22 protein-coding genes are annotated in these 20,681 nt (G+C 70.2%); 5 read left to right on the top strand and 17 right to left on the bottom strand.

Features of this window, described 5'->3' with window-relative positions:
- Window positions 1–7: 7 nt before the first annotated feature.
- Window positions 8–232 (bottom strand): hypothetical protein, encoded by a 225-nt coding sequence (locus ACN4JJ_RS01770; protein ID WP_440708188.1) that lies wholly within the window; start codon window positions 230–232, stop codon window positions 8–10.
- Between the two features lie 151 nt (window positions 233–383).
- Here ACN4JJ_RS01770 and gad point away from each other — a divergent pair, with 151 nt between their 5' ends.
- Entirely contained in the window at window positions 384–1,805 is a 1,422-nt protein-coding gene (gene gad / locus ACN4JJ_RS01765) for a glutamate decarboxylase (RefSeq protein ID WP_440708187.1), read from the top strand.
- Window positions 1,806–1,824: 19 nt separating this feature from the next.
- Here the strand turns inward: gad and ACN4JJ_RS01760 are convergent, their stop codons facing one another.
- The 5 genes from ACN4JJ_RS01760 to ACN4JJ_RS01740 form a co-directional block, all read right to left on the bottom strand.
- Window positions 1,825–2,205 (bottom strand): hypothetical protein, encoded by a 381-nt coding sequence (locus tag ACN4JJ_RS01760; protein WP_440708186.1) that lies wholly within the window; start codon window positions 2,203–2,205, stop codon window positions 1,825–1,827.
- A gap of 85 nt (window positions 2,206–2,290) precedes the next feature.
- Window positions 2,291–4,306, bottom strand: coding sequence for an amidase (locus ACN4JJ_RS01755; RefSeq protein ID WP_440708185.1), 2,016 nt, complete (start codon window positions 4,304–4,306; stop codon window positions 2,291–2,293).
- Between the two features lie 46 nt (window positions 4,307–4,352).
- A complete protein-coding gene (locus ACN4JJ_RS01750; RefSeq protein ID WP_440708184.1) occupies window positions 4,353–4,655 on the bottom strand; it encodes a DUF7882 family protein in 303 nt (100 codons plus the stop codon).
- Between the two features lie 24 nt (window positions 4,656–4,679).
- Window positions 4,680–5,003, bottom strand: a complete 324-nt coding sequence (locus tag ACN4JJ_RS01745; RefSeq protein ID WP_440708183.1) for a hypothetical protein — start codon at window positions 5,001–5,003, stop codon at window positions 4,680–4,682.
- Between the two features lie 49 nt (window positions 5,004–5,052).
- Window positions 5,053–5,883: a putative ABC transporter permease gene (locus ACN4JJ_RS01740; RefSeq protein WP_440708182.1), complete on the bottom strand. Its 831-nt coding sequence runs from the start codon at window positions 5,881–5,883 to the stop codon at window positions 5,053–5,055.
- A 70-nt stretch (window positions 5,884–5,953) separates the two neighbouring features.
- On the opposite strand from ACN4JJ_RS01740, the gene ACN4JJ_RS01735 reads away from it, so the two are divergent.
- Window positions 5,954–6,250, top strand: coding sequence for a DUF2277 domain-containing protein (locus tag ACN4JJ_RS01735; RefSeq protein WP_440708181.1), 297 nt, complete (start codon window positions 5,954–5,956; stop codon window positions 6,248–6,250).
- Window positions 6,251–6,274: 24 nt separating this feature from the next.
- Here the strand turns inward: ACN4JJ_RS01735 and ACN4JJ_RS01730 are convergent, their stop codons facing one another.
- Entirely contained in the window at window positions 6,275–6,742 is a 468-nt protein-coding gene (locus ACN4JJ_RS01730; protein WP_440708180.1) for a VOC family protein, read from the bottom strand.
- A gap of 101 nt (window positions 6,743–6,843) precedes the next feature.
- Between ACN4JJ_RS01730 and ACN4JJ_RS01725 the strand changes: the two genes are divergently transcribed.
- The gene (locus tag ACN4JJ_RS01725; RefSeq protein WP_440708179.1) at window positions 6,844–7,836 is read left to right on the top strand and encodes a helix-turn-helix transcriptional regulator; all 993 of its coding nucleotides are present in this window, start codon (window positions 6,844–6,846) and stop codon (window positions 7,834–7,836) included.
- A gap of 75 nt (window positions 7,837–7,911) precedes the next feature.
- Window positions 7,912–8,250 carry a hypothetical protein gene (locus tag ACN4JJ_RS01720; protein ID WP_440708178.1) on the top strand — a complete coding sequence of 113 codons (339 nt, stop codon included), beginning with the start codon at window positions 7,912–7,914 and terminating at the stop codon, window positions 8,248–8,250.
- Between the two features lie 16 nt (window positions 8,251–8,266).
- Here the strand turns inward: ACN4JJ_RS01720 and ACN4JJ_RS01715 are convergent, their stop codons facing one another.
- From ACN4JJ_RS01715 to ACN4JJ_RS01680, 8 genes are all read right to left on the bottom strand, one after another.
- Complete coding sequence (locus ACN4JJ_RS01715) at window positions 8,267–9,691, bottom strand: xylulokinase (protein ID WP_440708177.1); 1,425 nt, start codon at window positions 9,689–9,691, stop codon at window positions 8,267–8,269.
- The gene (locus ACN4JJ_RS01710) at window positions 9,688–10,404 is read right to left on the bottom strand and encodes a GntR family transcriptional regulator (RefSeq protein WP_440708176.1); all 717 of its coding nucleotides are present in this window, start codon (window positions 10,402–10,404) and stop codon (window positions 9,688–9,690) included. Before ACN4JJ_RS01710 ends, ACN4JJ_RS01715 begins: the two co-directional genes overlap by 4 nt.
- Complete coding sequence (locus tag ACN4JJ_RS01705; protein ID WP_440708175.1) at window positions 10,404–11,612, bottom strand: CaiB/BaiF CoA transferase family protein; 1,209 nt, start codon at window positions 11,610–11,612, stop codon at window positions 10,404–10,406. The genes ACN4JJ_RS01710 and ACN4JJ_RS01705 overlap by 1 nt, the downstream gene beginning before the upstream one ends.
- A 25-nt stretch (window positions 11,613–11,637) precedes the next feature.
- Window positions 11,638–13,329, bottom strand: a complete 1,692-nt coding sequence (locus ACN4JJ_RS01700) for a thiamine pyrophosphate-binding protein (RefSeq protein WP_440708174.1) — start codon at window positions 13,327–13,329, stop codon at window positions 11,638–11,640.
- Between the two features lie 5 nt (window positions 13,330–13,334).
- Window positions 13,335–14,342, bottom strand: coding sequence for a hypothetical protein (locus ACN4JJ_RS01695; protein WP_440708173.1), 1,008 nt, complete (start codon window positions 14,340–14,342; stop codon window positions 13,335–13,337).
- On the bottom strand, window positions 14,339–15,724 hold the full coding sequence (locus ACN4JJ_RS01690; protein ID WP_440708172.1) for an MFS transporter: 1,386 nt from the start codon (window positions 15,722–15,724) through the stop codon (window positions 14,339–14,341). Before ACN4JJ_RS01690 ends, ACN4JJ_RS01695 begins: the two co-directional genes overlap by 4 nt.
- 66 nt (window positions 15,725–15,790) lie before the next feature.
- Entirely contained in the window at window positions 15,791–16,741 is a 951-nt protein-coding gene (locus ACN4JJ_RS01685) for a MaoC/PaaZ C-terminal domain-containing protein (RefSeq protein WP_440708171.1), read from the bottom strand.
- A gap of 111 nt (window positions 16,742–16,852) precedes the next feature.
- Complete coding sequence (locus tag ACN4JJ_RS01680; protein ID WP_440708170.1) at window positions 16,853–17,794, bottom strand: quinone oxidoreductase family protein; 942 nt, start codon at window positions 17,792–17,794, stop codon at window positions 16,853–16,855.
- Window positions 17,795–17,894: 100 nt separating this feature from the next.
- Between ACN4JJ_RS01680 and ACN4JJ_RS01675 the strand changes: the two genes are divergently transcribed.
- Complete coding sequence (locus tag ACN4JJ_RS01675) at window positions 17,895–18,524, top strand: TetR/AcrR family transcriptional regulator C-terminal domain-containing protein (protein ID WP_440708169.1); 630 nt, start codon at window positions 17,895–17,897, stop codon at window positions 18,522–18,524.
- A 58-nt stretch (window positions 18,525–18,582) separates the two neighbouring features.
- On the opposite strand, the gene ACN4JJ_RS01670 is transcribed toward ACN4JJ_RS01675, so the two are convergent.
- The gene (locus ACN4JJ_RS01670; protein WP_440708168.1) at window positions 18,583–19,221 is read right to left on the bottom strand and encodes a LysE family translocator; all 639 of its coding nucleotides are present in this window, start codon (window positions 19,219–19,221) and stop codon (window positions 18,583–18,585) included.
- A gap of 59 nt (window positions 19,222–19,280) precedes the next feature.
- Complete coding sequence (locus ACN4JJ_RS01665) at window positions 19,281–20,498, bottom strand: ATP-binding protein (RefSeq protein ID WP_440708167.1); 1,218 nt, start codon at window positions 20,496–20,498, stop codon at window positions 19,281–19,283.
- Between the last annotated feature and the right edge of the window lie 183 nt (window positions 20,499–20,681).

Here is a 20,681-nt window from a genome sequence, read left to right as displayed (position 1 = left end):
CGGCTGCTCAGCCGCCGAGCGTGCCGGAGTCGTCCGACGACTTCGGGACGGGCGTCTCCGAGTCGCTCGGGATCGGGGTCGGCGTCGCCGTGTCCGTGGAGGTCTGCTCCGGATAGGGCGTCTGGGCGCCCGCGTCGCACCCGGCGAGTCCGACCGCCGTGCCCAGGGCCAGCGCGGTTCCGGCCAGCGACGTCAGGACGCGCCGGGAAATCGAGTTCGCATGAAGTGTCATGCTCCAGCAAACCGCCCGCGGCCGTTTCCCGCGCACCCTTGACAGACGCCGAGCCGCGCCGCGCTTCGCGCGACATGGCAGAAGTCGTCGCTTTTCGGGCCGACTTGCCACATCGTGTGTCATGTCGCGGGGACATCGGTAACGTGAGGCCATGACAACCCCGCCGCGCGCGCGATCCAGCGAGTCAGCCCAGGCCTTCACCGGCTTCAGCGACCAGAACCAGCTCAACCCGATCTTCGCGCGCGAGGGCGAGGCCACCGACTTCCCGCTGAACCGGCTGCCCGACGGCGAGTCCCTGCCCGAGACCGCCTACCAGGTGGTGCACGACGAGGCCATGCTCGACGGCAACTCACGACTGAACCTCGCGACCTTCGTGGGCACCTGGATGGACTCGCACGCGAACAAGATCTACGCCGAGACCGCCGACAAGAACATGGTCGATAAGGACGAGTACCCCCAGACAGCGGCCATCGAGACCCGCTGCTGGAAGATGCTCGCCACGCTCTGGAACGCTCCGGATGCCGAGAAGGCGATCGGCACCTCCACGATCGGCTCGTCCGAGGCCTGCATGCTCGGCGGTCTCGCCCTGAAACGCCGCTGGCAGAAGGCCCGCCGCGCGGCCGGCCTCTCGACCGAGAAGCCGAACCTCGTCCTCTCCAGTGCCGTGCAGGTGTGCTGGGAGAAGTTCTGCAACTACTGGGACGTCGAGCCCCGCTACGTGCCCATCTCGCTCGAGCACAAGGTGCTCGACGGCACCGACCTCGAGAAGTACGTCGACGAGAACACCATCGGCGTCGTCGCCATCATGGGCGTCACCTACACCGGCATGTACGAGCCCGTCGCCGAGATCGCCGCCGCCCTCGACCGCATCCAGGCCGAGACCGGGCTCGACGTGCCGATCCACGTCGACGGCGCATCCGGCGGCATGATCGCCCCCTTCCTCCAGCCCGACCTCGTCTGGGACTTCCGCCTCGAACGGGTCGCCTCCATCAGCACCTCCGCCCACAAGTACGGGCTCGTCTACCCCGGTCTCGGCTGGGTGATCTGGCGCACCGTCGCCGACCTCCCCGCCGATCTGGTGTTCGACGTCACCTACCTCGGCGGCCACATGCCGAGCTTCGCCCTCAACTTCTCCCGCCCTGGCGCCCAGGTGCTTCTCCAGTACTACCTCTTCCTCCGACTCGGGTTCGACGGCTACTACAAGGTGCAGAAAGCGTCGCAGGATGTCGCGGTGTACCTCGCCACGGAGATCGGCGCGATGCCCGCCTTCGACCTCTGGAACGACGGCACCGACATCCCCGTGTTCGCCTGGCAGCTCGCGCCCGGCTACACGAAGAACTGGAACCTCTACCACCTCTCCGAGCGGCTGCGCCTGAAGGGCTGGCTCATCCCGGCCTACCCGATGCCCGACGACCTGACTGACGTCGTCGTGCAGCGGATCGTGGTGCGCAACGGGCTCAGCCGCAACCTGGCCGAGAGCCTGATGCTCGACATCCGTGAGGCCGTCGCCCACCTCGACGCCCTCGAGTCCCCGATGCCCGTCGAGGGACAGGTGACCAGCTTCACGCACTGAGCCGTGCGCGGGGGGGGGGCTACTCGCGGGACGAGAGCAGGATGCCGGCGGCCGCCAGGTGCTCGTGCAGAGCATCGGCCGCAGCACGGTAGCCCTTGTCGAGGGCGGCCATCTGCACGGCGTTGCGTGTCATGCCGCTGCGGCCGAAGGGGTTCCGGTGCAGCTCGACCACGAGGCCGTCCGCCCCCGACGCGAACTTCACCGTGAGCACGATCGGCTCGTGGGCGTTGGTGGTCATGCGCTCCAGGAACGACGGGCGCTCGCCCTGCGTGACCGTCCACTCGTCGGCCGACTGTTGCTCGATGCGGAAACCCTGCTGCTCGAAGCCGTGCTGCACCGCGCTCCGTGCTGCGGCACCATCGCCCGACAGCACGTACTCCCAGCTGAACATCCCCGTCATCCGCCGCTCCCCCAGTTCGCTCCGCCCGGCGGCGATCGCCGGGATGAGCAGAATCCTATTCGGTTCCCCCCTCCCGGCGGCGCGCTCAGGCGTCGCGGGCGGGCAGCGGCACGATTTGCATCGAAGCGGCCGAACGGCCCGCAGACACGACGATCATCATCTCCTCGCCGAGGCGCTTCCGCGCCCGTGAGACGGCACCCCGGAAGACGCCCGGCTCGTTCGGGGAGGGGCGCAGGATGTGCCCGTCGGCCCAGACGCGCGTGGCGGGGGGCATCGGATCCTCGGCGCTGCCGACCCGCACCTCCACCTGCCAGGACCGCCCGACGGGCTGTACCCAGGCGACCACCGGCGGCACGGCGGGCGAGCCGGCGCCCGGGGCGGGCTGCGTCCCCGCATCCGGCAGCGCAGCGGCGTCGGGCACCTCGATCTGGTTGCTCGGCAGGCTCGGCGTCAGGAACGCCGGCTGCCGCCTCCGCGTCGCCTGCTCGTACGCGGAGGCGTGGTCGAGCAGCCGGTCGTCGCTGTAGGCGGCGCCCGCGAAGGTGAGGCCGACGGGCATCTGGATGTCGCCCAGGAAGCCCATCGGAACCGTGACCGTGGGGATGCCGAGGTGCCGGATGACGCGGTTTCCGTTGGAGTAGACGACACCGTTGCGCGACGCCGCTTCGAGGCTCTCAGGTCGCGTGAAGAGGTCGACCCGTCCCACGTCGCCCGCGGCGGGGAACACCACGAGATCGAGCCCGTGGGCCGTCATCCACTCCTCGAAGTCCTCCCGGCGGGCTTGTTCGAGACCCGTCAGCAGCTGAGCGAGGCCGGGCACCTCGTCGTAGGTCGCGGGCAGCCCCTGCTTCACGAGTTCGGCGAGGCGCTGCCAGTCGAAGCCGCCGCGGGCACGGGTGATCCACACCGGAACGGGGGCCGTGTCGACGGGGAAGACGGTGTCGCCGTCCACATCCGCCCAGCTGCTCAGGTTCGGATCGCCGTTGTCGCGCAGGAAGGCATCGAGCGCCATCGCCGTGATCGGCCCGCCCTCCAGGGCGCGCCAGTTCTCCGGCACCAGGCCGCGGGCGGCGAGCCCGACCGCCTCGGGCCGGTCTTCTTCGTAGTTGGACACCACCGGGAAGTCGACCTCGACCACCTCGGCGCCGAGCGCCCGCAGGTCGTCGGCCGCGCGGTCCCAGAGCGCGCGCACGCTGGGGCGGATGACGGGTGGGTCCAGCGGCGCGTCGTCCTCGCCGATGTAGAGGCGCGGAACGCCGATCCGCAGCCCGTCGAGGCGGTCGGGGCGGGGCCGGGACACCGGATGCGGCAGTACGTCTTCGGGCGCCGGCAGTTCGACGGCGCCCTGCTGCCGCCAGAAGTCGCCCGAGCGGTCGGGGTCGTCGACGGCCAGCACGTCGAGCAGCAGCAGCAGGTCGGCGACCGTGCGGGTGTGCGGCACCACCACGTCGCAGCTCGGCCGCAGCGGCCAGTTGCCACGGATCGACAGCACGCCGCGCGAGGGCGTGTACGCCACCAGGCTGTTGTTCGAGGCGGGTGCGCGCCCCGACGACACGGTCTCCTCGGCCATCCCGAAGGCGGCGAAGCTCGCGGCCGTGGCCGTGCCGGAACCGTTCGACGACCCCGAGCCCCACGCCGCCGTCAGGTACTGCGGGTGGTAGGGGCTCCGCGCGTAGTCGTAGACGCCCGGCTGCATTCCACCCGCGGCCATCGGCGGCATGTTCGTCTTGCCGATCAGCACGGCGCCCGCGGCGCGCAGCTGGGCGACGGATGCCGCGTCGTCGCCCGCCACCAACTCGGCGAGCGCGGGGCTCCCCGACGCGACGGTGAGGCCTTTGACCTTGTAGCTGTCCTTGACCGTGAACGGGACCCCCTCGAGCGGGCCGGCCGTCCCGGCGCGCCGCCGGGCATCCGAGGCCGCCGCCTGTTCGAGGCAGCTCGGGTCGAGCACGGCGATGGCGTGCAGGCAGAGCCCGGTGCGGTCGTAGTAGGCGATGCGATTGAGGTAGGCCGTCACGAGCTCGACGCTCGTCACCCGTCCGGCGGCGAGCGCCTCGAGCATCTCCCCGATCCCCAGCTCGACGACGTCGATCCTCTGCATCCCGCCCGCCTTTCCTCGCCCCCATCCTCTCAGTTCGAGGTGCGGATCAGGTCGAGGTGCCGAGCGGTTCGGACGTGAGGCGCAGGTCGCCCCGGGAGGCGATCGCGGTGAGTTCCTTCAGCCACTCCTGGTTGATCGGCACCGAGGCTTTGGCATCGTATTGGAACTGGACGGGGATCGACGGGTGGATCCAGACCGTGGCGCGCCCGGTGTCCTCCGCCGCCGCCCAGCTGAAGGTGAAGCTCTCGGAGCGCCGCAGCTTGCCGACGATCACGAGCTGGGCGTGCGCCAGAGACCGGTCGTCGATCTGGATCTCACGCTCCTGAGGCCCGTAGAGGAGTCGTCCCATGGGTACCGCCCTTCGTCGTGCGCGTCATTCGTGGATCTCGGCGGGCGGGGCCGCATCGGGTTCCGCCCGCAGCGTGCCGGTCTTCACCACGGTCAGCTGCAGCATCTGCTCGATCAGCGCGATCGCCTCGGGCTCGGCGACCTCGGACACGCTCGGCCGGGACAGCATCGGGATGCCGGGGCCGACCAGGATCGAGATCGATCCTTCGCTGCCGTCCTGCTCGATCGTGGGCACGGTCAGCAGCTGGCCGTGGTCCATCCCGCGAAGAGTGGCGGCGTAGGCCATCAGCGCGTCCGCGACCGCGTCCGAGGTGGTGAACGTCTCGGTTCCGTATTTGACACTCTTCATGGTCCCACTCTGCACCCGCAGACCGCATCGGGCCCGAATCGAACGCCGCTCACGAGCTCGGCACGGCGGCGAGCAGGCGCGCGGCCTCGGCTTCGCGGGCCCTGTCGCCGAGGCGGGCGGTCTCTGCGGAGGGCCGGCCGATCGCGGGGAGCCAGAAGACGAGCTTCCGGTGGTGGCCGCTGAGCTCCTGGTACTCGGCCACGAGGCTCAGGCGGGGGAAGGTGTTCACGAGCACCGAGTCGGGAACGAGCGCGTCCACCATCCGGCCCCACCAGGGCATCGGGAGTGCGGCGTCCGCGTCGCCGGCCCGCCGCGCGAGCAGCCAGGCGTTCTTCTGCCGGGTGCGGCGATAGGTGAGCAGCGTGAGCACCACCGAGAAGACCGTCGCGACGATCAGCACGAAGAGCACCGGCAGCCCGATCGCGACCGGGATCTCGGCCAGCGCCTGCACGTTCACCGCATCGAACACGTACAGCAGCACCAGCGAGAGCAGGCCCCAGATGATGGCGTACTTCAGGCAGATGCGCCCCTGCACGTTGAGGAACTCCTTGCTGTAGTCCCAGTACACGGCGTGGAAGAGCTTCTCCATCAGCAGGCTCGTCAGGTACTCCAGGGCGGTGCCCACCAGGAGGCCCACCCCGAATACGGCGAAGGGATTGTCGACGACCGGGAGCAACGCGAGGGAGATGAAGAGGCCGCCGGCGCCGTAGAGGAGGTTGAACGGCACGTACAGCAGCCCGAGCCGCGACTCGATCACGCCGCGGTACTCGATGGTCCAGCAGTAGACCATCTCGATGATCACGCCGACCAGCCCGTAGATGAAGAACAGCCACAGGCCGATGTAGCTGCCGCCGACGATGATCCCCAGGGTCTCGTTCATGGCACGACCCTAGCGCCCGCCGAGGCGCCGGACGGCGACACGGCGCCCTCGCCGGAGTATCCTCACCGGCATGTGCAGGAACATCCGTGTGCTCCACAACTTCGACCCGCCCACCACCGACGACGAGGTGCGCGAGGCCGCCCTGCAGTTCGTGCGCAAGGTGAGCGGCTCCACCCGCCCCTCCCGGGCCAACACCGAGGCCTTCGACCAGGCCATCGAGGAGATCGCCGCCGCGACGCGGCGCCTGCTCGACGGCCTGGTGACGAACGCCCCGCCCAAGAGCCGCGAGGCCGAGGCGGTCAAGGGCCGGCAGCGGCACGAGAAGCGGATGGAGCGCGAGGTGCGCATCCGCACCGCGCCCGCCTGACCGGCCGGCCGGCCGGCCGCGCCGCTACGCCGCTGAGGCGGGGGCGGCGACGCCGAGCACCCAGGTCACCCCGAAACGGTCGGTGAGCATCCCGAAGCCGGCACTCCAGGCAGAGGCGGCGAGCGGCTCGACGACCGTCGCGCCGACGACCAGCGCATCCCAGTAGCCCCGCACCTCGTCGAGGCCGTCGCCGTCGACGGCGACGAAGAACGGCTGGTCGGTGATCGTCACGCCGTTCTCGCGACGGGTCGATCCGGCGTCGTCGGGCGATCCTTCCGACCGGCCCGGGATGTCGTAGGCCAGCACGCGAAAGCCGTCCTCGGTCGCGACCTGGCCGAACACGACCTTGTCGGCGCCCGGGGCATCCGCCGGCATGCCGAAGTCGCCGTAGGTGGTGACGACGAGATGCCCGCCGAAGACGGACTGATAGAACTCCAGCGCCGCTCGGGCGTCGCCTGAGAAGTTGAGGTGGGTGGTGGCCTTGAGGCTCATGTCTGCTCCTAGTGAGAAGTCGTCGGGGCTCTCCCTGACAACTTCCACTCTCACCGTCGTGTAGGACAGTTTCAGTCCTACACCGAAACTAGGATCGCATCATGACGACGACCTCCACCTCACGGCTGCTGAGCCTGCTCTCGCTGCTGCAGACGCAGCGCGACTGGCCGGGCCCGGTGCTGGCCGAGCGGCTGGAGGTCAGCCACCGCACGGTGCGCCGCGACGTCGACCGCCTGCGCGAGATGGGGTACAGCATCCAGGCCACGATGGGTCCGGATGGCGGCTACCGCCTCGACGCCGGCAGTGAACTGCCGCCGCTCCTGTTCGACGACGACCAGGTCGTCGCGCTCGCTGTCGCCCTGCAGGCGGCCGCCGTCACGGGCCTCGGCATCGAGGAGGCCGCCGTGCGCGCCCTCGCCACCCTGCGGCAGGTGATGCCGTCTCGGCTGCGCCACCGCCTGAGTGCGCTCGAGTTCACCGCGATCCCGGGTCGCGCGGGAGACGCGGCGACGGATCCGGTGTCGACGGATGTACTCATCGCCCTGTCCACGGCGGTCCGCGCCCGTGAGGTACTGCGCTTCGACTACACCGGTCCACGCCGAGTCGAGCCGCACCACCTCGTGACCTCGCAGGGCCGCTGGTACCTCGTGGCCTGGGACCTAGACCGCGACGACTGGCGCCTCTTCCGCGCCGACCGCATCACGCCCCGCACGCCGACCGGGCCCCGCTTCACGCCCCGCGGGCTCCCCGGTGGCGTGTCCGCCGCCGCTTATGTCTCGGCGCGCTTCACGGGATCCGGCACGACCGACCGATGGCCCTGCACCGGCACGGTGATCCTGAGCCGGCCCGCCGCATCCGTTCTCCCCTTCGCCGGCGACGGGCTCGTCGAAGACCTCGGGCCCGGCCGGTGCCGCCTCGAATCCGGCGCCTGGTCGTGGGTCGGGCTCGCCGCCTCCCTCAACCGCTTCGACACCGAGGTCGAGGTGCTGCACCCTCCCGAGCTCAGGGCCGCGTTCGCGCAGCTCGCCGCCCGCAATGCCACCACCGCCGCCGCGACCGCCACGACCGCCGACGCCATCACCAGCACCGCGTGACCGAACCCCTTGCACAGATGATGATCTGATCTCAACCTGTTGGCGTTCTCCGGCAAACGGATAAAGCTGGCACCTATGCGAGAACTCCACTACATCGACGGTGTGCTCTTCGTCGACGAAGAGGTCTGCCTCGCGGTCTTCGAGTACGCGGTGGCGCTGGCCCGATCCGGGAGCGCCGACCTGATCACGATCCCCATCCTGTGGAACGGCGGCCGCGAGTCGGCGAACCTCGTGCTGGGCCCGTCGAGCCAGCTCTACTGCACGCCGACACTGGTCGAGGGTGCGGGGGTCGATCTCAGCGACACGACTCTCACCACGGAGCTCCGGCGGCGCACGGCGCTGCTGCGCCCCACCACAGCGATCGCCCTGCCGGCAGACGAAGGCCTCGCGGGAACCCTGCTCGAAGACTTCTAGAGCCCGATCGCGGCGTCTACAGACGGTCGCGCAGCGCGGTCCAGTCGGCGTACACCTCGTCGTACCGTCGCGTGGCCTCCTGGCGGGGCTCGATCGTGTCGAACCCGATCCCGAGCCTGGACCGCGCCTCGTCCAGGTCCGCGACCTGTCCCGAGCCGATCAACGCGAGGGCCGCGGCTCCCAGGATCGTGACATCCGGATCGCGGCACACCCGCACGACCCGCCCCGTGGCATCCGCCCGCAACTGAGCGACGTGTGCCGACCGCGCGGAACCGCCCGCCAGGACGATCGGGAGCCGCTCGCCCGCTGCGGCCCCGTCGAGCAGGTCGAGACCCTCGCGCACGGTGAACGCGGCCCCCTCCTGGGCGGCCCGCAGCACCTCGGCGGCACCGTGTCGCGGACTCTGACCCACGACGGCTCCCCGGCTGCCCGAGTCCCAGCGCGGGAACCGGCCGCCCGTCATGGTGGGAACGATGCGCAGGCCGTCGCAGCCGACGGGCACCGCCGCCAGCTGCGGGTCGTCCACCGCACCGAGCAGGGCACGCCAGCGGGCGACCGCTCCTCCGGAGAGACCCGTCGCGCCCCCGGCCGTCCACAGTCCGGGAGCGATGGCCGGATTCACCAGGGAGCCTGCGGGGGCGTCACCCGGCCGGGCGATCAGGCGGGCGATGACGTCCGTCGTCCCCGCGACATCCGCGATCGCCTCCGTCGAGGCGCCCAGCAGCACGCCGATCCCGACCGAGCCGTCCGGCCCGCCGGCGATCACCGGTGTGCCCGCGGGCAGGCCGCAGCGCGCGGCCGCCGAGGCGCTGATGCCCCCGACGACGGCGTGCGGTGCGAGCTGGGCCGGGAACCACTCCGCGGGAACGCCGAGCGACCGTAAGGCCTCCTGCTGCCAGCCTCCGCGATACACGTCGGACGCGAGCGTATAGGCGGCGTCGACCGTGTCGGTCGCGATCGTGCCGGTGAGATGGGCGACCAGGAAGCCCTTCGGGCTCAGCAGCGCCGCGACCTCGCCCCGTTCGGGCCCCGCCATCAGGTCGAGGGCGAGGGCCAGGGCACCGCCCGTCGGAGCGGGCCGGCCGGCGGCCGCGAGCAGCTCGGCGCGCAGCCCGGGCGCCACCGCCGCGAGACGCGCGGAGCCGCGGGAATCCGCCCAGCCGCCGCCGTGCGCCACCGGCCGGAGCTGCGAGTCCACGGCGACCGTGCCGATGTGCGCCGAGAGGCAGAGCGCGGCCGGCGTGCCGGGACCGCCGAGCGCCGACAGCGCTGCGACCACGTCGTCGAGCAGGGCCATCGGGTCGAAGGTCTCTCCCCCGACCCCGTCCGATCGGGCGATCCGCACCGAGTCGAGAATGCCCCGATCCGCGTCGACCACCGCCGCGCGCACCGCGGAGGTGCCGACGTCGACGGCGACGACGGCCGGGTGCGGGCCCGTCATTCGGCGTCGATCCGCAGCAGGAGGGGGAACTCGGGCAGAGTCCAGCCGTGCGTGTACTCGACCGGCTCGTCGGCGCGGTCGTAGGTGGTGCGGATGCCGCGCAGAACGGCTCCGCCCGGTGCCACGTGCAGCAGCGCGGCCTGCTCCTCGCCCAGGATGTCGGCCGTCATCGACTGGTCCGCCCAGCGCAGCTCAAGCCCGTAGCGCTCGTTGAGGGTGTGGTAAAGCGAGCCGTGCAGCAGCGGCTCGCGGGTGAGGCCGGGCGCCACCGCATAGGGGATCCAGGCATCCTGGAGCGCCGCGGCGACCCCGCCGACCAGGCGCACGCGGGTGAGCCGGCTGACCTCGCCGCCGGGCGCGATGCCGAGCGCGGCGGCCACGTCGGCGGGCGCGGCCGCCACCTCCGCGCGCACGATCTCGCTCGAGGTGGCCTCCCCCGCGTCGGCCAGTTCCTCGCCGAAGGATCGCAGCCGATTGAAGCGGCGCCCGCGGCGGGCCCCGTCGCGCACGAAGGTACCCGAGCCCTGCCGCCGGGTGATGAACTCGTCCACCGCCAGCAGGTCCATCGCCTGGCGCACCGTCATCCGGCTCACCCCGTAGCGCTTGGAGAGGTCGTGCTCGCTCGGCAGCTGGGCGGCGGGCTCCAGCGCGTTCGAGCGGATCTGCGCGACGATGTCGTCGTAGATCACCCGGTACATCGGAGCCCGCTGCATCAGATGGCCTTCTGCTCGCGCAGCTCGGCGACCTCGTCGGCGCTCAGGCCGAGGATCGTGCGGTAGACGTAGTCGTTGTCCTCGCCCACCGACGGGGGCGCCTTGCGCACGGTCGGCGGGGTCTTCTCCATCTTGATCGGATTGCCCGGCATCCGGATGGTGCCGAGGGAGGGGTGCTCCGCCTCGACGATCATCTCCCGCGCGTGGATCTGCGGCGAGCGGGCCACGTCGGCCACGCTGGCGACCTTCGCGTACGGGATGCCGGCTCGTTCGAGAACCGCTTCGATGTCCGCCGTGCGGCGAGCGCCCGCCCACTCCCCGATCGCCGCCTCCAACAGGTCCTGATGGGCCATCCGCCCCTCCACCGTGCGGAACCGCTCGTCGGCCGACAGGTCGGGCCGCTCCATCACCGCACAGAGCTTGGGGAAGAGCGACTCGGTGCCGGCCTGGATGTAGATCGGGCCGTCGGCGGCCTCGTACACGTTCACCGGTGCGGTCAGCAGATCGCGCGAGCCGCTCCGGGGCATCTCCAGGCCGAGCATGAGCTCGGCGATCAGGCGCGTTCCGAGCGCCGAGAACATCGTGTCGTACGAGGCGATGTCCACCAGCTGGCCCTCCCCCGTGCGATCCCGGTGCATCAGCGCGGCCATCGCTCCGATGGCGCCTTGGTACCCGGTGGTGTAGTCGGCGATGTAGGTGCCGCTGAGCGTCGGCTTGCCGTCGGGCTCGCCGGTGACGCTCATCAGGCCGGAGGAGGCCTGCGAGATGGCGTCGAAGAGCGCCCTCTTCGAGTCGGGCCCGGTCTGCCCGAAGCCCGAGATCGACACCAGGATGACCGAGGGATTGAGCTCCTTCATCCGTTCGTAGCCGATCCCCATGGCCTCGAGAGTACCGGGGCGGAAGTTCTCCACCACGACGTCGGCCCAGCGCACCAGCGACTCCAGGATGCCGGCGGCCCGCTCGTGCCGGGTGTCGAGCGTGGCCGCCTGCTTGTTGCGGTGGTAGAGGAACATGTAGATGCTCTCGCCCTTCCAGTACGGCCCGTGGTGCCGCGAGTCCTCGCCGCGCGGTCTCTCCACCTTCACCACCTCGGCACCGAAGTCGCCGAGGATCTGGGCGCACAGCGGGCCGGCGATGAACCGGGAGAGGTCGAGCACCTTCACCCCGTCGAGCGGGCCTGCCGGCCGGTCACGGTCATCCTGCGTCATCGCAGTCACTCCTCGTCTCGGTGTCTCAGGCGGTGTGCGGCCGGAACGCGGGGTAGGTCCACGCGTTCGCCTCGCGGTCGAGCACGACGTCGATCACGATCGGCCGTCCGCTCGCGTACCCGTCGCGCACCGCGTCGACCAGCTCGTCGAGTTCGGTGACGCGGACCCCATTCAATCCCATCCCGCGGGCGATCTGGGCGAAGTCGACGTCGAGGAAGTCGACGCCGATGGTGCGGCCGTCGAAGTGCAGCACCTGCTCCTGGCGGATGTTGCCGTAGCTCGAGTCGTTCAGCACGACGATCGCCACCGGACCGCCCACCCGGGCCAGCGTCTCGAGCTCGCCGAGGCTCATGCCGAGCGAGCCGTCGCCGATCAGCGCCAGCACCGGGCGGGCGGGGTCGTCGGCGATGGAGGCGATGGCGGCCGGCAGCGCGAAGCCCATGTTGCCGAAGCCCACGGGCTTGATGTACAGGTACGGCGTGTCCATCTCCCACAGGTACGACCACACGCCGGGGTTGCCGGCATCCGGGATGAGCACGGCGTCGGAGGGGGTGACCTCCCGCAGCGCACGCACCGCGACGGCGGGCGAGATGGTGCCCGCGTTCTCCGGCTCGAGGTCGTCGGAGAGGGCCCACCAGTCCCGCTCCGCCTGCTGCAGCTCGGCGATCCAGCCGGCGCGGCCCGCACGGGCCCCGTCCGCCCGGTCCGCCGTCGCCGCGACGACATCGCGCGCGAACGCGGCCAGGTCACCGACCACACCGGTGGTGACGTCGGCGTAGTAGCGGCCGATCATCGCGGGGTCGACGTCGACCTGGACGACCTCCGGCAGTACCCGGCGCCAGCGCGTGGTGGAGACGGCGTTCAGGCTGTTGCCGAGGGCGAGCACCAGGTCGGCGTCGTCGATCACCCGGGTGGAGAGGTTCGTGCCCATCCGGCTCAGCGCGCCGAAGACCAGCGGATGCGTGGTGGGTACGGCGCCCATTCCGTTGAAGGTGGTGATGACCGGGATCGAGAGCGCCTCGGCGAGCCGCAGAACGTCGTCCGAGGCCCGGGCGCGGTTGCCGCCGTTCCCGAGCCAGATCACCGGCTTCTCGGCGGCCAGCAGGCGCGCCGCCACGGTGGCGATCTCCTCGGGGGCCGCCACGGGCCGGGTGCCGACCCAGCTCCGGGCCGGGTGCACCGCCGGAACGACGGGCGGATCGGCCACGGGCTGCTCGATCGTGTCCCGCGCGAAGTCGAGGTGCACGGGCCCCGGGTTGCCGGTCATCGCATTGATGTAGGCCTCCTCCATCGCCTGCTTGATGCTCGACGCGTGTGCCACCAGTCGGCTGTACTTCGTGAACGGCTTGAAGATGTCGATGTGGTCGGCGTTCTGGGCGTCGTCCTTGTGGATGTTCTCGCCGTTGTTGTTGCAGGTGATGATCAGCGCCGGGCTCGAGTCGCGGAAGGCCCCGCCCACGCCGGTCAGCAGGTTCGTGGCGCCGGGGCCGGTGGTCGAGATGGCCACTGCGGGCCGCCCGGTGAGCCGGCCGTAGGCGTCGGCCATCACGGCGGCCGCGTTCTCGTGCCGGGTGTGGATGAACTCGATCGACGGGGTGTCGATGATGGCGTCGGTGATGGCGAGCGTCTGCCCGCCCACCACGCCGAACACGCGAGTGACGCCTAGGGATTCCAGCATCTGCACGACCAGCTGGCCGCCGGTGATTGTCTCGGTCATAGTTGTCATGCCTTTCTCGGAGGAGTGTTCTGCGGGCGAGGGCCGCTGGCCCACCCCGCGGCGCTGAGGGCCCCGTCGGCCCGGCGCATCCAGATGTCCAGGTCGATCCGGCCGTCCGTCACGCCGGTGACGATGCCGCCGGCCTCGATGGGTTCGTGCACGTCGACCGTCTTCAGGAACTTGGCGCGCAGCCATCCGTCGTTGAACCACGCGGCGCCGAACGCGCGGGTGAGCATCTCGGCGAGCACGCCGTACTGCTGCTGGCCCTGCACGATCGGCACCCGGAGCCCGCCGCCCCGGGCGAGCTCGAGGTCGTTGTGGATGTTGCGCACGTACTCGCCGGCCCGCGAGAACACGGCGGCCTGCTCGACGGTGATGCACTTGGCGAGCGCGGGCAGCACCTGGCCCACGGCGGGCGCGGCGGCATCGAAGGCCGGCGCTCCCTCCGACACCTCGCCCGTCACCCGGCGCTCGTCGGGAGCCGGTTCGGCACTGCCCCGGCCGGCGACGTCGCCCGGACGGGTGCGCAGGATCTCGACGCCGCGATGGCGCAGGATGCTGCGGCCGTCTTCGCCCACGGCCGTCGCCTCCATCACCACGTAGCCCTGCCCGCGGCGCTCGTAGGCCTCGGTGTAGGTGCCGCTGAGGGTCACCGTCTCGCCGAGGAAGACGGGCGAGTCGAACCAGAGCTGCTCCTCGGTGTGCAGACCCACCACCCGGCTGGCCGCGTAGACGGTCGTGAACAGCTGCACCAGGTCGTTGCCGAGCAGCGCGGCGTGGCCGATACGGCGTCCGGTGAACGGGCTGCGCTCGAGGTGCCAGGGGTGGAAGTCGTCCTGCGTGAAGGCGAAGCGCTTGATCTTGTGGTCGTCGACGCGGATGGTGACCGGGCCGAGCTCCTCGGGGATGGCGAGGTTCTCGAACTCCGGCTCCTTCAGCCCGGCCTCCAGGTCGTCGACCGTCTCGGCACGCCGCGGGTCGATGAGGTCGCGCCAGGGCCCGTCGCCGCTCATCGGCGCGCTCCGGGTTCGGATTCGAGCCCGACCTTGGTCATGTCGACCCTGTTCGTCTCCGGCGCGAGCACCGCGCAGATCAGGCCGATCACGAGGGCACCGACCGTGATCAGGGCGATCGGCCACGGGTCGCCGTCGGTGGCCACCAGCAGCGCCGTCGACAGCAGCGGCCAGAGACCGATCAGGATGCTGGGGATCTGCGCCGCCATCGACACCCCTGTGTAGCGCACCTTGGTGCCGAACAGCTCGGAGAAGAAGGCCGGCTCGACCCCGTAGACCGCCCCGACGCCTATGGCGTAGGCGACCGCGTAGGCCAGGTACATCAGCGGGATGTTGTCGGCCGAGAGGATCCAGAAGAACGGGAACACGACGACCGCCCCCACGACCGAGCCCAGGATGAACACCGGCCGGCGCCCGATGCGGTCGGACAGCCGCCCAAAGAAGTAGTAGGTGAAGATCGCGATCGCTGCGGCGACCGTCGAGGCGACCAGAACGTCGGTGCGCGGGATGTCGGTGTAGTTCACCGCGAAGGTCAAGCCGATGGTCAGGATGATGTAGCCGAACACGGCCTCCCCGAAGCGCATGCCCATCGCCAGCAGCAGCGGCTTCTTGAACCGCCGGAACAGTTCGGCGATCGGCAGCTTCTCCTTGACCTTCTCGGTCGCGGCCTTCTTCTCGATGGCCTCCTGGGCCGCCTGGAACGTGGGCGTCTCGGTGAGCTTGAACCGGATGAAGAGTCCCACGGCGATCAGGATGGCGCTCAGCAGGAACGGGATCCGCCATCCCCAGCTCAGCAGTTGCTCGTCGGGCAGCAGGGAGACGATGGCGAAGATCGTCGTGGAGAACACCAGGCCGACCGCGTTGCCGATCTGGGGGAAGCTCCCGTAGGCTCCGCGCTTGCCCTCGGGTGCATACTCCACGGCGACGAGGGAGGCGCCGCCCCACTCCCCGCCCACGCCGAAGCCCTGGATCAGCCGCAGCAGCACGAGCAGGATCGGCGCGGCGATGCCGATCTGATCGGTGGTCGGCAGCAGGCCGATCAGAAAGGTCGAGGCCCCCATCAGCATCAGCGTGGTGATCAGCGCGGCCTTGCGTCCGAACTTGTCGCCGAAGTGGCCGAAGACGATCCCACCGAGCGGCCGGGCGAAGAATCCCACCCCGAACACGGCGAAAGCCGAGAGGGTTCCGATCACGGGGTTGTCGGCGTTCGGGAAGAACAGTCGGCCGAACACCAGCGCCGAGGCGGTGCCGAAGATGAAGTAGTCGTACCATTCCACGGCGGTGCCGACGAGGCTGGCGACGGCCGCGCGCTTGGCGAGACGGGTGCGTCCTTCGACGCTCTGGAGGGCGTCGGCGGGTGCCGGGCCGGATTGCTGCGTCATGAGGACTCCTTTGTCGACGCGGGGTGGTCAGGGTCTGTGATGGTGTGCCGGATGCCCGGCACAGGCTCAGAAGAGCGCGGACGGCCGGGCGGGGTCGTCGGAGATCTCGGCGGAGGCCCAGCCGAGGGCCGTGCGGGTGCCGTCGGACTTCTGCACCCACACCTCGACCTCGAGTCGGCCCTCATCCTCACCCACGACGGCGCCGCCCGTGGTGAGCTCCTCGCCCACGTAGGCGGGCGAAACGAATCGCAGGTCGAGGTCGCCCGAGGTGAACCAGCTCGCCCCGAACACGTCGATCAGGTTGGCCAGCACGAGGCCGGTCTGCTGCTGCGCCTGCACGATCGTGTGATCGAGGCCGGACTGCGACGCCTTCGCCTGGCTGGTGTGCACGTTGGAGTAGCCCCGGCCGGCCCAGGAGAAGACCGACATCTGGTCTTGGCTGAAGCGGGTGCTGCGGGTGGGAAGCGCTGCGCGCATGGGCAGGCCGGAGGCCGCGACCGTGACGGGCGCGACTCCCTCGTCGACGGTGCCGAGCACGGTGCGAGGGCGCTGTTCGCCCTCCGAGGCACGTCGTCCCACCACCTCGCCGGCGACGGTGCGCATGATCTCCTTGCCGACGTGTTCGACCAGCAGGCGGCCGTCGGCGCCGATGGCGCTCGCCTCGAGCGTCACGTAGCCCTGACCGCGCCGTTCGATCTTCTCGGTGTAGCCGCCGGTGATCGTGACGGTCTCGCCGAGCCGCACGGGCGAGTGGAAACGGAGGTGCTCGTGGGTGTGCAGCCCCTGGGCGGTGTTGCCGTCGTACTTGTCGTAGAACAGGAACAGCAGATCGTTCGCGAGCACGAGCGGATGCCCGATCGGCCCGCCGAACGGGGAGTCGATCAGGTACCAGTCTCGGAACTCCCCCTGCGCGTAGGAGTAGTCCACGATCTTCTGCCGGTCGACCTCGACCGTGACGGGCCCGAATCGCTCGGGAACCTCCACCAACTCGTACCGGGCCTCTTTGAGGGACGTCATCGTCGCTTCACCTTCCGAAAACATCTAGATGTATAGACAACTTGAATGGTAGAGTGATGTCTTCGATTCGTCAACCCGCGCCAAGACGGCCGGATCGGCCAAGCCGGCCACTCAGAGCGTGAGCACCAGACGCCCCGGCTCGTTCCACTCCCGCTCGACCGCGGAGAGCGGTGCGACACGGATCGGGAGACCGATGCCCCCGGAGGCGGCGAGGTCGAGGATTTTCGGCAGCTCCTGCAGCAGCAGTCGCGGGGCGATCGAACCGGCGCCGCTCCCCATGATGGTGACGCCCGAGGAGCGCAGGAGCGCAGCATCCAGGCCGATCCGGCTGCCGGCGAGGGCGCCGATCTGCACGTACGACGTGCCCGACGAGGCGTGCGAGAGGCCCGAGCGGCGCAGCGCCTCCAACGCCGTCTCGGCGACGGGGCCCCAGACGTAGTCGAGTACCACGTCGATTCCCTCGGGGGCGGCAGAGCGGATGCCGTCGGCGAGCCCGTCGTCGATCGCGACGGTCGTCACCCGGGGATCGGCGCCGAGCCGGGCGAGGGCGTCGGCGTCGCGCCCCGCTGCGATCACCCGGGCGGCGCCGAGGTGCAGGGCGATCCGCACGGCAAGGCCTCCCGAGACACCGGTCGCGCCGAGCACGAGCACCGTGCCGCCTTCGCGGAGGCCGGCGCGCCCGACGAGGGGCAGCCACGACGACATGGCCGGGTTGACGATGCCGGCCGCGACGGCGCTGTCGAGCCCGTCGGGAACCGGCACGGCGAACCCCTCGGGCACGATGGTGCGCTCGGCCAGGGTGCCGAACGGATCGGGCGATCCCCCGGTGTAGACCCGCCGGCCGTCGTCGAGCATCCCGACCCCGTCGACGCCGGGCACGAAGGGCAGCTCGTCACCCGCCCCGTAGTGCGCGCCGGCTGCGAGGGAGCGCACGATGCGATGCACACCCACCGCGAGCATCCGCACCGGCACGAAGCCCTCGCGGGGCTCCGGCTCGCGGAATTCGGCGTAGCGCGGGGGCTGCGTGAGGTCGGAGATGACGGCGGCTTTCATGGCTTCCTCCTTTTTGAACAGCGTTCAAATCACTGTGCCGCTAGACTGACTGAACACTGTTCAAAAGTCAAGGCACAGGCCGGGAGCACCGGGAGGCGCGATGGCAGGACTCACCCGCGGAGCGATCGTGGACGCCGCCTTCGAGCTGCTCGCGGAGGGCGGCACGGAGGCCATCACGGCGCGCTCCCTCGCCGGCCGGCTGGGCGTGCGGCCCGGTGCGCTGTACTACCACGTGCCCGACATGGCGGCCCTCAGCGACGAGATGGCCACGGTGATCATGCGCGAGCTGATGCTCCCGGGGCCGGATGCCGCGGACCCGGCCCACGACTGGCGCGCCTTCCTGCGCGACTCGGCCCGGCACATCCGCCGGGTGCTGCTGCGCTACCGCGAGGGGGCCAAGCTGTTCTCCGGCACCTATCTCACCGACGACGATGCGATCGGCTCCATGGAGGTGCCCCTGCGGGTGCTGACGGAGGCCGGTTTCGAGCTCGTCGAGGCGCTGCGCAGCTTCCAGACCCTCTACGCCTTCGTGATCGGGCACGTGATCGAGGAGCAGCACCGGGCGGCCACCCCCGAGCGGTACTCCGCCGTGTTACGGCACCGGCGCATCGACGTCGAGCGATTCCCCCTCACCGACGCTGCCAACGAGGCCTTCCTCGGCGACGCCGACGAGGCCTTCGACTGGGGTGTGGACGCGATCCTCGCCGGCATCGCGGCTCGCCACCCCTGAGGCCGGACGCGGCGACGCCACCCGATCCCGCGCAGGGATCACAGGCCAGGCGGGGCCGTCACGACTTGCTGCCCGTCAGCGCGAGCGCTCCGCCGAGGCCGATCATCACCACCCCGCCGCCGGCGCTCATCCGCGACAGGCGGCGGGGGTGCCGGGCGAACCAGGTGCGGGCGGTGCCCGCCGTGAGGGCCCACACGCTGTCGCTGGCGAGCGCGATGGCGAAGAAGATCAGGCCGAGGACCGCCATCTGCACCGGGATGGCGCCGCGGTCGTAGGCGACGAACTGGGGCAGCACAGCCACGAAGAACACGATCGTCTTGGGGTTCGTGACCCCCACCACGAAGCCCTCGCGCAGCAGCCGGAACGACGACGGCCGAACCGCCGTCGAATCCGGGCTGCCCGTCCCGTCATGACGATGACGGATGGCCTGCACCCCGAGATAGACGAGGTACGCGGCCCCGACGAACTTGATGACCGTGAACACGAGCACCGACTCGGCGACGATCGACCCCACCCCGAGCGCCACGAGGGCGATCGCCGGCAGCATCCCGAGGGCGTTGCCGAGCACGCTGAGGAAGCCGCCCTTACGGCCGAGTGCGAGCGACCGCCCGATCACGAACAGCACGCTCGGCCCGGGGATGACGATCAGTGCCAAGGACGCCGCGGCGAACGCCCACAGGGTGGCACTGGAAACCATGACAACTCCGATCGTCGAACGCGGCCTCCCCCGAACTTACCGCCCCCGCTCGCCTCGCTTCAGTGCTTCCGCTTACGAGGCTTCAGGACCGGGACATCAAGGGTGGGGATCGCCCGGAGCAGGAACTTGTCGAAGTGCGGCACCGTGAACGCCGCGTAGCCGTGCTCGGGCGTGAACAAGAGACCCATGTTGATCAACTCGGCCCGAGTAGGCCCGAGGTTCTGTGAGGTGCGCCCCATCGCATCCGCCACGTCCGACGCCTTCTGGGGCGCCGCGCCCAGGCCCGCCATGGCGCGGAGGTAGGCGCGCTGCATCTCCGTCGCCCTGTCGAGCCGCACCCGAAAGAACGACTCATCGAGTTTCGCCTCATAGCCGGGGACGGCCGTCATCACGTCGTCGGCCGTGATGAGCGGCCCGCTCGCCACGGTCCAGACCGCATATCCGAGCTCTTGAAGGAAGTACGGATAGCCACCTGTCACCTCAACCGCGGCGTCGAGTGCGTCGTCGTCGTAGTAGACGCCCTCCTCTGCAGCCGGCTTGACCAACGCGGCCTTGGCGTCGTCCTCACCGAGATTGCCGATCGACGGGAATCGGAACAGTCGCTCCGCGTACGATTTCGCATCTCCGGCCAACTCGGCGATCTGCGGAAGGCCCGCTCCCACCAGCGTGACCGGCAGCTTCCTCTGCACCATCTTGTGGAGAGCACCGATCACCGCCTCCAACTGCCGCTTGCTGAGGAACTGGACTTCGTCGAGAAGCAGCACCACTCCGCGCTCCCGTTCTCGCACCGCCTCGCCGAGCGCGACGAAGACGTCGGTCATGTCGAGCGCCAAGTCGGAGTGGTCGGCGAACCCTTCCGCGGCATCGACGTCCAAGCCGGCCGACATGATTCCGTCGGGATCGACGCTGATCGTGAAGGAGCGCAGCACGGCGGCGGCGTGCTTGAACCTGTCGGTCCACCGAGCCTTCGGTGACAGTTCGAAGAGCGCGGTACGGAGCTTGGTGGCCATCGATGCCCGGAAGTGCTTCTCGTCGTTCTTGCTCACCTCGAGTTCGACGACAACCCAGTCCCGTTCGAGCGCCTTCGTCCGGAACTGCCCGAGGAGCACTGTCTTGCCGACACCGCGCAGCCCCGAGATGATCATCGACTGCTCGGTACGGGCGCGCTCGATGCGAGCCAGAAGGAGGTCGAACGACTCGAGTTGGGCATCGCGACCCACGACCGCTTGCGGCTCCGCACCGGCGTTCGGCGTGTAAGGGTTGGTCAGCGCTTGCATCACGTCATGTTAGTGGTTTTAGAACGCTTTATTGGAAATAAATAAAATACACATAAGTCAGTAACACGCGAGCGCGGCCGACGCCCTCGTCATGCTGGCGTCACCGTACACTGCGGTATGGCCTTCCTGCGAGACACGGCGCATCCGCGCGCGTCGCTGCGGCGTCCCGGTTCTTCGGAGTTC

Origin of the sequence: Herbiconiux dendrobii (assembly GCF_052048175.1) — a bacterium.
In the GTDB taxonomy this organism is placed as follows: Bacteria; Actinomycetota; Actinomycetes; order Actinomycetales; family Microbacteriaceae; genus Herbiconiux.
Note: the sequence above shows the minus strand (reverse complement) of the source record. Positions and strands in the feature narration are given on the sequence as shown.

What these genes read in the sequence shown, in the direction of transcription:
- ACN4JJ_RS01770 (WP_440708188.1), bottom strand. Translation starts at nt 232, where the DNA reads ATGACACTTCATGCGAACTCGATTTCCCGGCGCGTCCTGACGTCGCTG.
- gad (WP_440708187.1), top strand. Translation starts at nt 384, where the DNA reads ATGACAACCCCGCCGCGCGCGCGATCCAGCGAGTCAGCCCAGGCCTTC.
- ACN4JJ_RS01760 (WP_440708186.1), bottom strand. Translation starts at nt 2,205, where the DNA reads ATGACGGGGATGTTCAGCTGGGAGTACGTGCTGTCGGGCGATGGTGCC.
- ACN4JJ_RS01755 (WP_440708185.1), bottom strand. Translation starts at nt 4,306, where the DNA reads ATGCAGAGGATCGACGTCGTCGAGCTGGGGATCGGGGAGATGCTCGAG.
- ACN4JJ_RS01750 (WP_440708184.1), bottom strand. Translation starts at nt 4,655, where the DNA reads ATGGGACGACTCCTCTACGGGCCTCAGGAGCGTGAGATCCAGATCGAC.
- ACN4JJ_RS01745 (WP_440708183.1), bottom strand. Translation starts at nt 5,003, where the DNA reads ATGAAGAGTGTCAAATACGGAACCGAGACGTTCACCACCTCGGACGCG.
- ACN4JJ_RS01740 (WP_440708182.1), bottom strand. Translation starts at nt 5,883, where the DNA reads ATGAACGAGACCCTGGGGATCATCGTCGGCGGCAGCTACATCGGCCTG.
- ACN4JJ_RS01735 (WP_440708181.1), top strand. Translation starts at nt 5,954, where the DNA reads ATGTGCAGGAACATCCGTGTGCTCCACAACTTCGACCCGCCCACCACC.
- ACN4JJ_RS01730 (WP_440708180.1), bottom strand. Translation starts at nt 6,742, where the DNA reads ATGAGCCTCAAGGCCACCACCCACCTCAACTTCTCAGGCGACGCCCGA.
- ACN4JJ_RS01725 (WP_440708179.1), top strand. Translation starts at nt 6,844, where the DNA reads ATGACGACGACCTCCACCTCACGGCTGCTGAGCCTGCTCTCGCTGCTG.
- ACN4JJ_RS01720 (WP_440708178.1), top strand. Translation starts at nt 7,912, where the DNA reads ATGCGAGAACTCCACTACATCGACGGTGTGCTCTTCGTCGACGAAGAG.
- ACN4JJ_RS01715 (WP_440708177.1), bottom strand. Translation starts at nt 9,691, where the DNA reads ATGACGGGCCCGCACCCGGCCGTCGTCGCCGTCGACGTCGGCACCTCC.
- ACN4JJ_RS01710 (WP_440708176.1), bottom strand. Translation starts at nt 10,404, where the DNA reads ATGCAGCGGGCTCCGATGTACCGGGTGATCTACGACGACATCGTCGCG.
- ACN4JJ_RS01705 (WP_440708175.1), bottom strand. Translation starts at nt 11,612, where the DNA reads ATGACGCAGGATGACCGTGACCGGCCGGCAGGCCCGCTCGACGGGGTG.
- ACN4JJ_RS01700 (WP_440708174.1), bottom strand. Translation starts at nt 13,329, where the DNA reads ATGACCGAGACAATCACCGGCGGCCAGCTGGTCGTGCAGATGCTGGAA.
- ACN4JJ_RS01695 (WP_440708173.1), bottom strand. Translation starts at nt 14,342, where the DNA reads ATGAGCGGCGACGGGCCCTGGCGCGACCTCATCGACCCGCGGCGTGCC.
- ACN4JJ_RS01690 (WP_440708172.1), bottom strand. Translation starts at nt 15,724, where the DNA reads ATGACGCAGCAATCCGGCCCGGCACCCGCCGACGCCCTCCAGAGCGTC.
- ACN4JJ_RS01685 (WP_440708171.1), bottom strand. Translation starts at nt 16,741, where the DNA reads ATGACGTCCCTCAAAGAGGCCCGGTACGAGTTGGTGGAGGTTCCCGAG.
- ACN4JJ_RS01680 (WP_440708170.1), bottom strand. Translation starts at nt 17,794, where the DNA reads ATGAAAGCCGCCGTCATCTCCGACCTCACGCAGCCCCCGCGCTACGCC.
- ACN4JJ_RS01675 (WP_440708169.1), top strand. Translation starts at nt 17,895, where the DNA reads ATGGCAGGACTCACCCGCGGAGCGATCGTGGACGCCGCCTTCGAGCTG.
- ACN4JJ_RS01670 (WP_440708168.1), bottom strand. Translation starts at nt 19,221, where the DNA reads ATGGTTTCCAGTGCCACCCTGTGGGCGTTCGCCGCGGCGTCCTTGGCA.
- ACN4JJ_RS01665 (WP_440708167.1), bottom strand. Translation starts at nt 20,498, where the DNA reads ATGCAAGCGCTGACCAACCCTTACACGCCGAACGCCGGTGCGGAGCCG.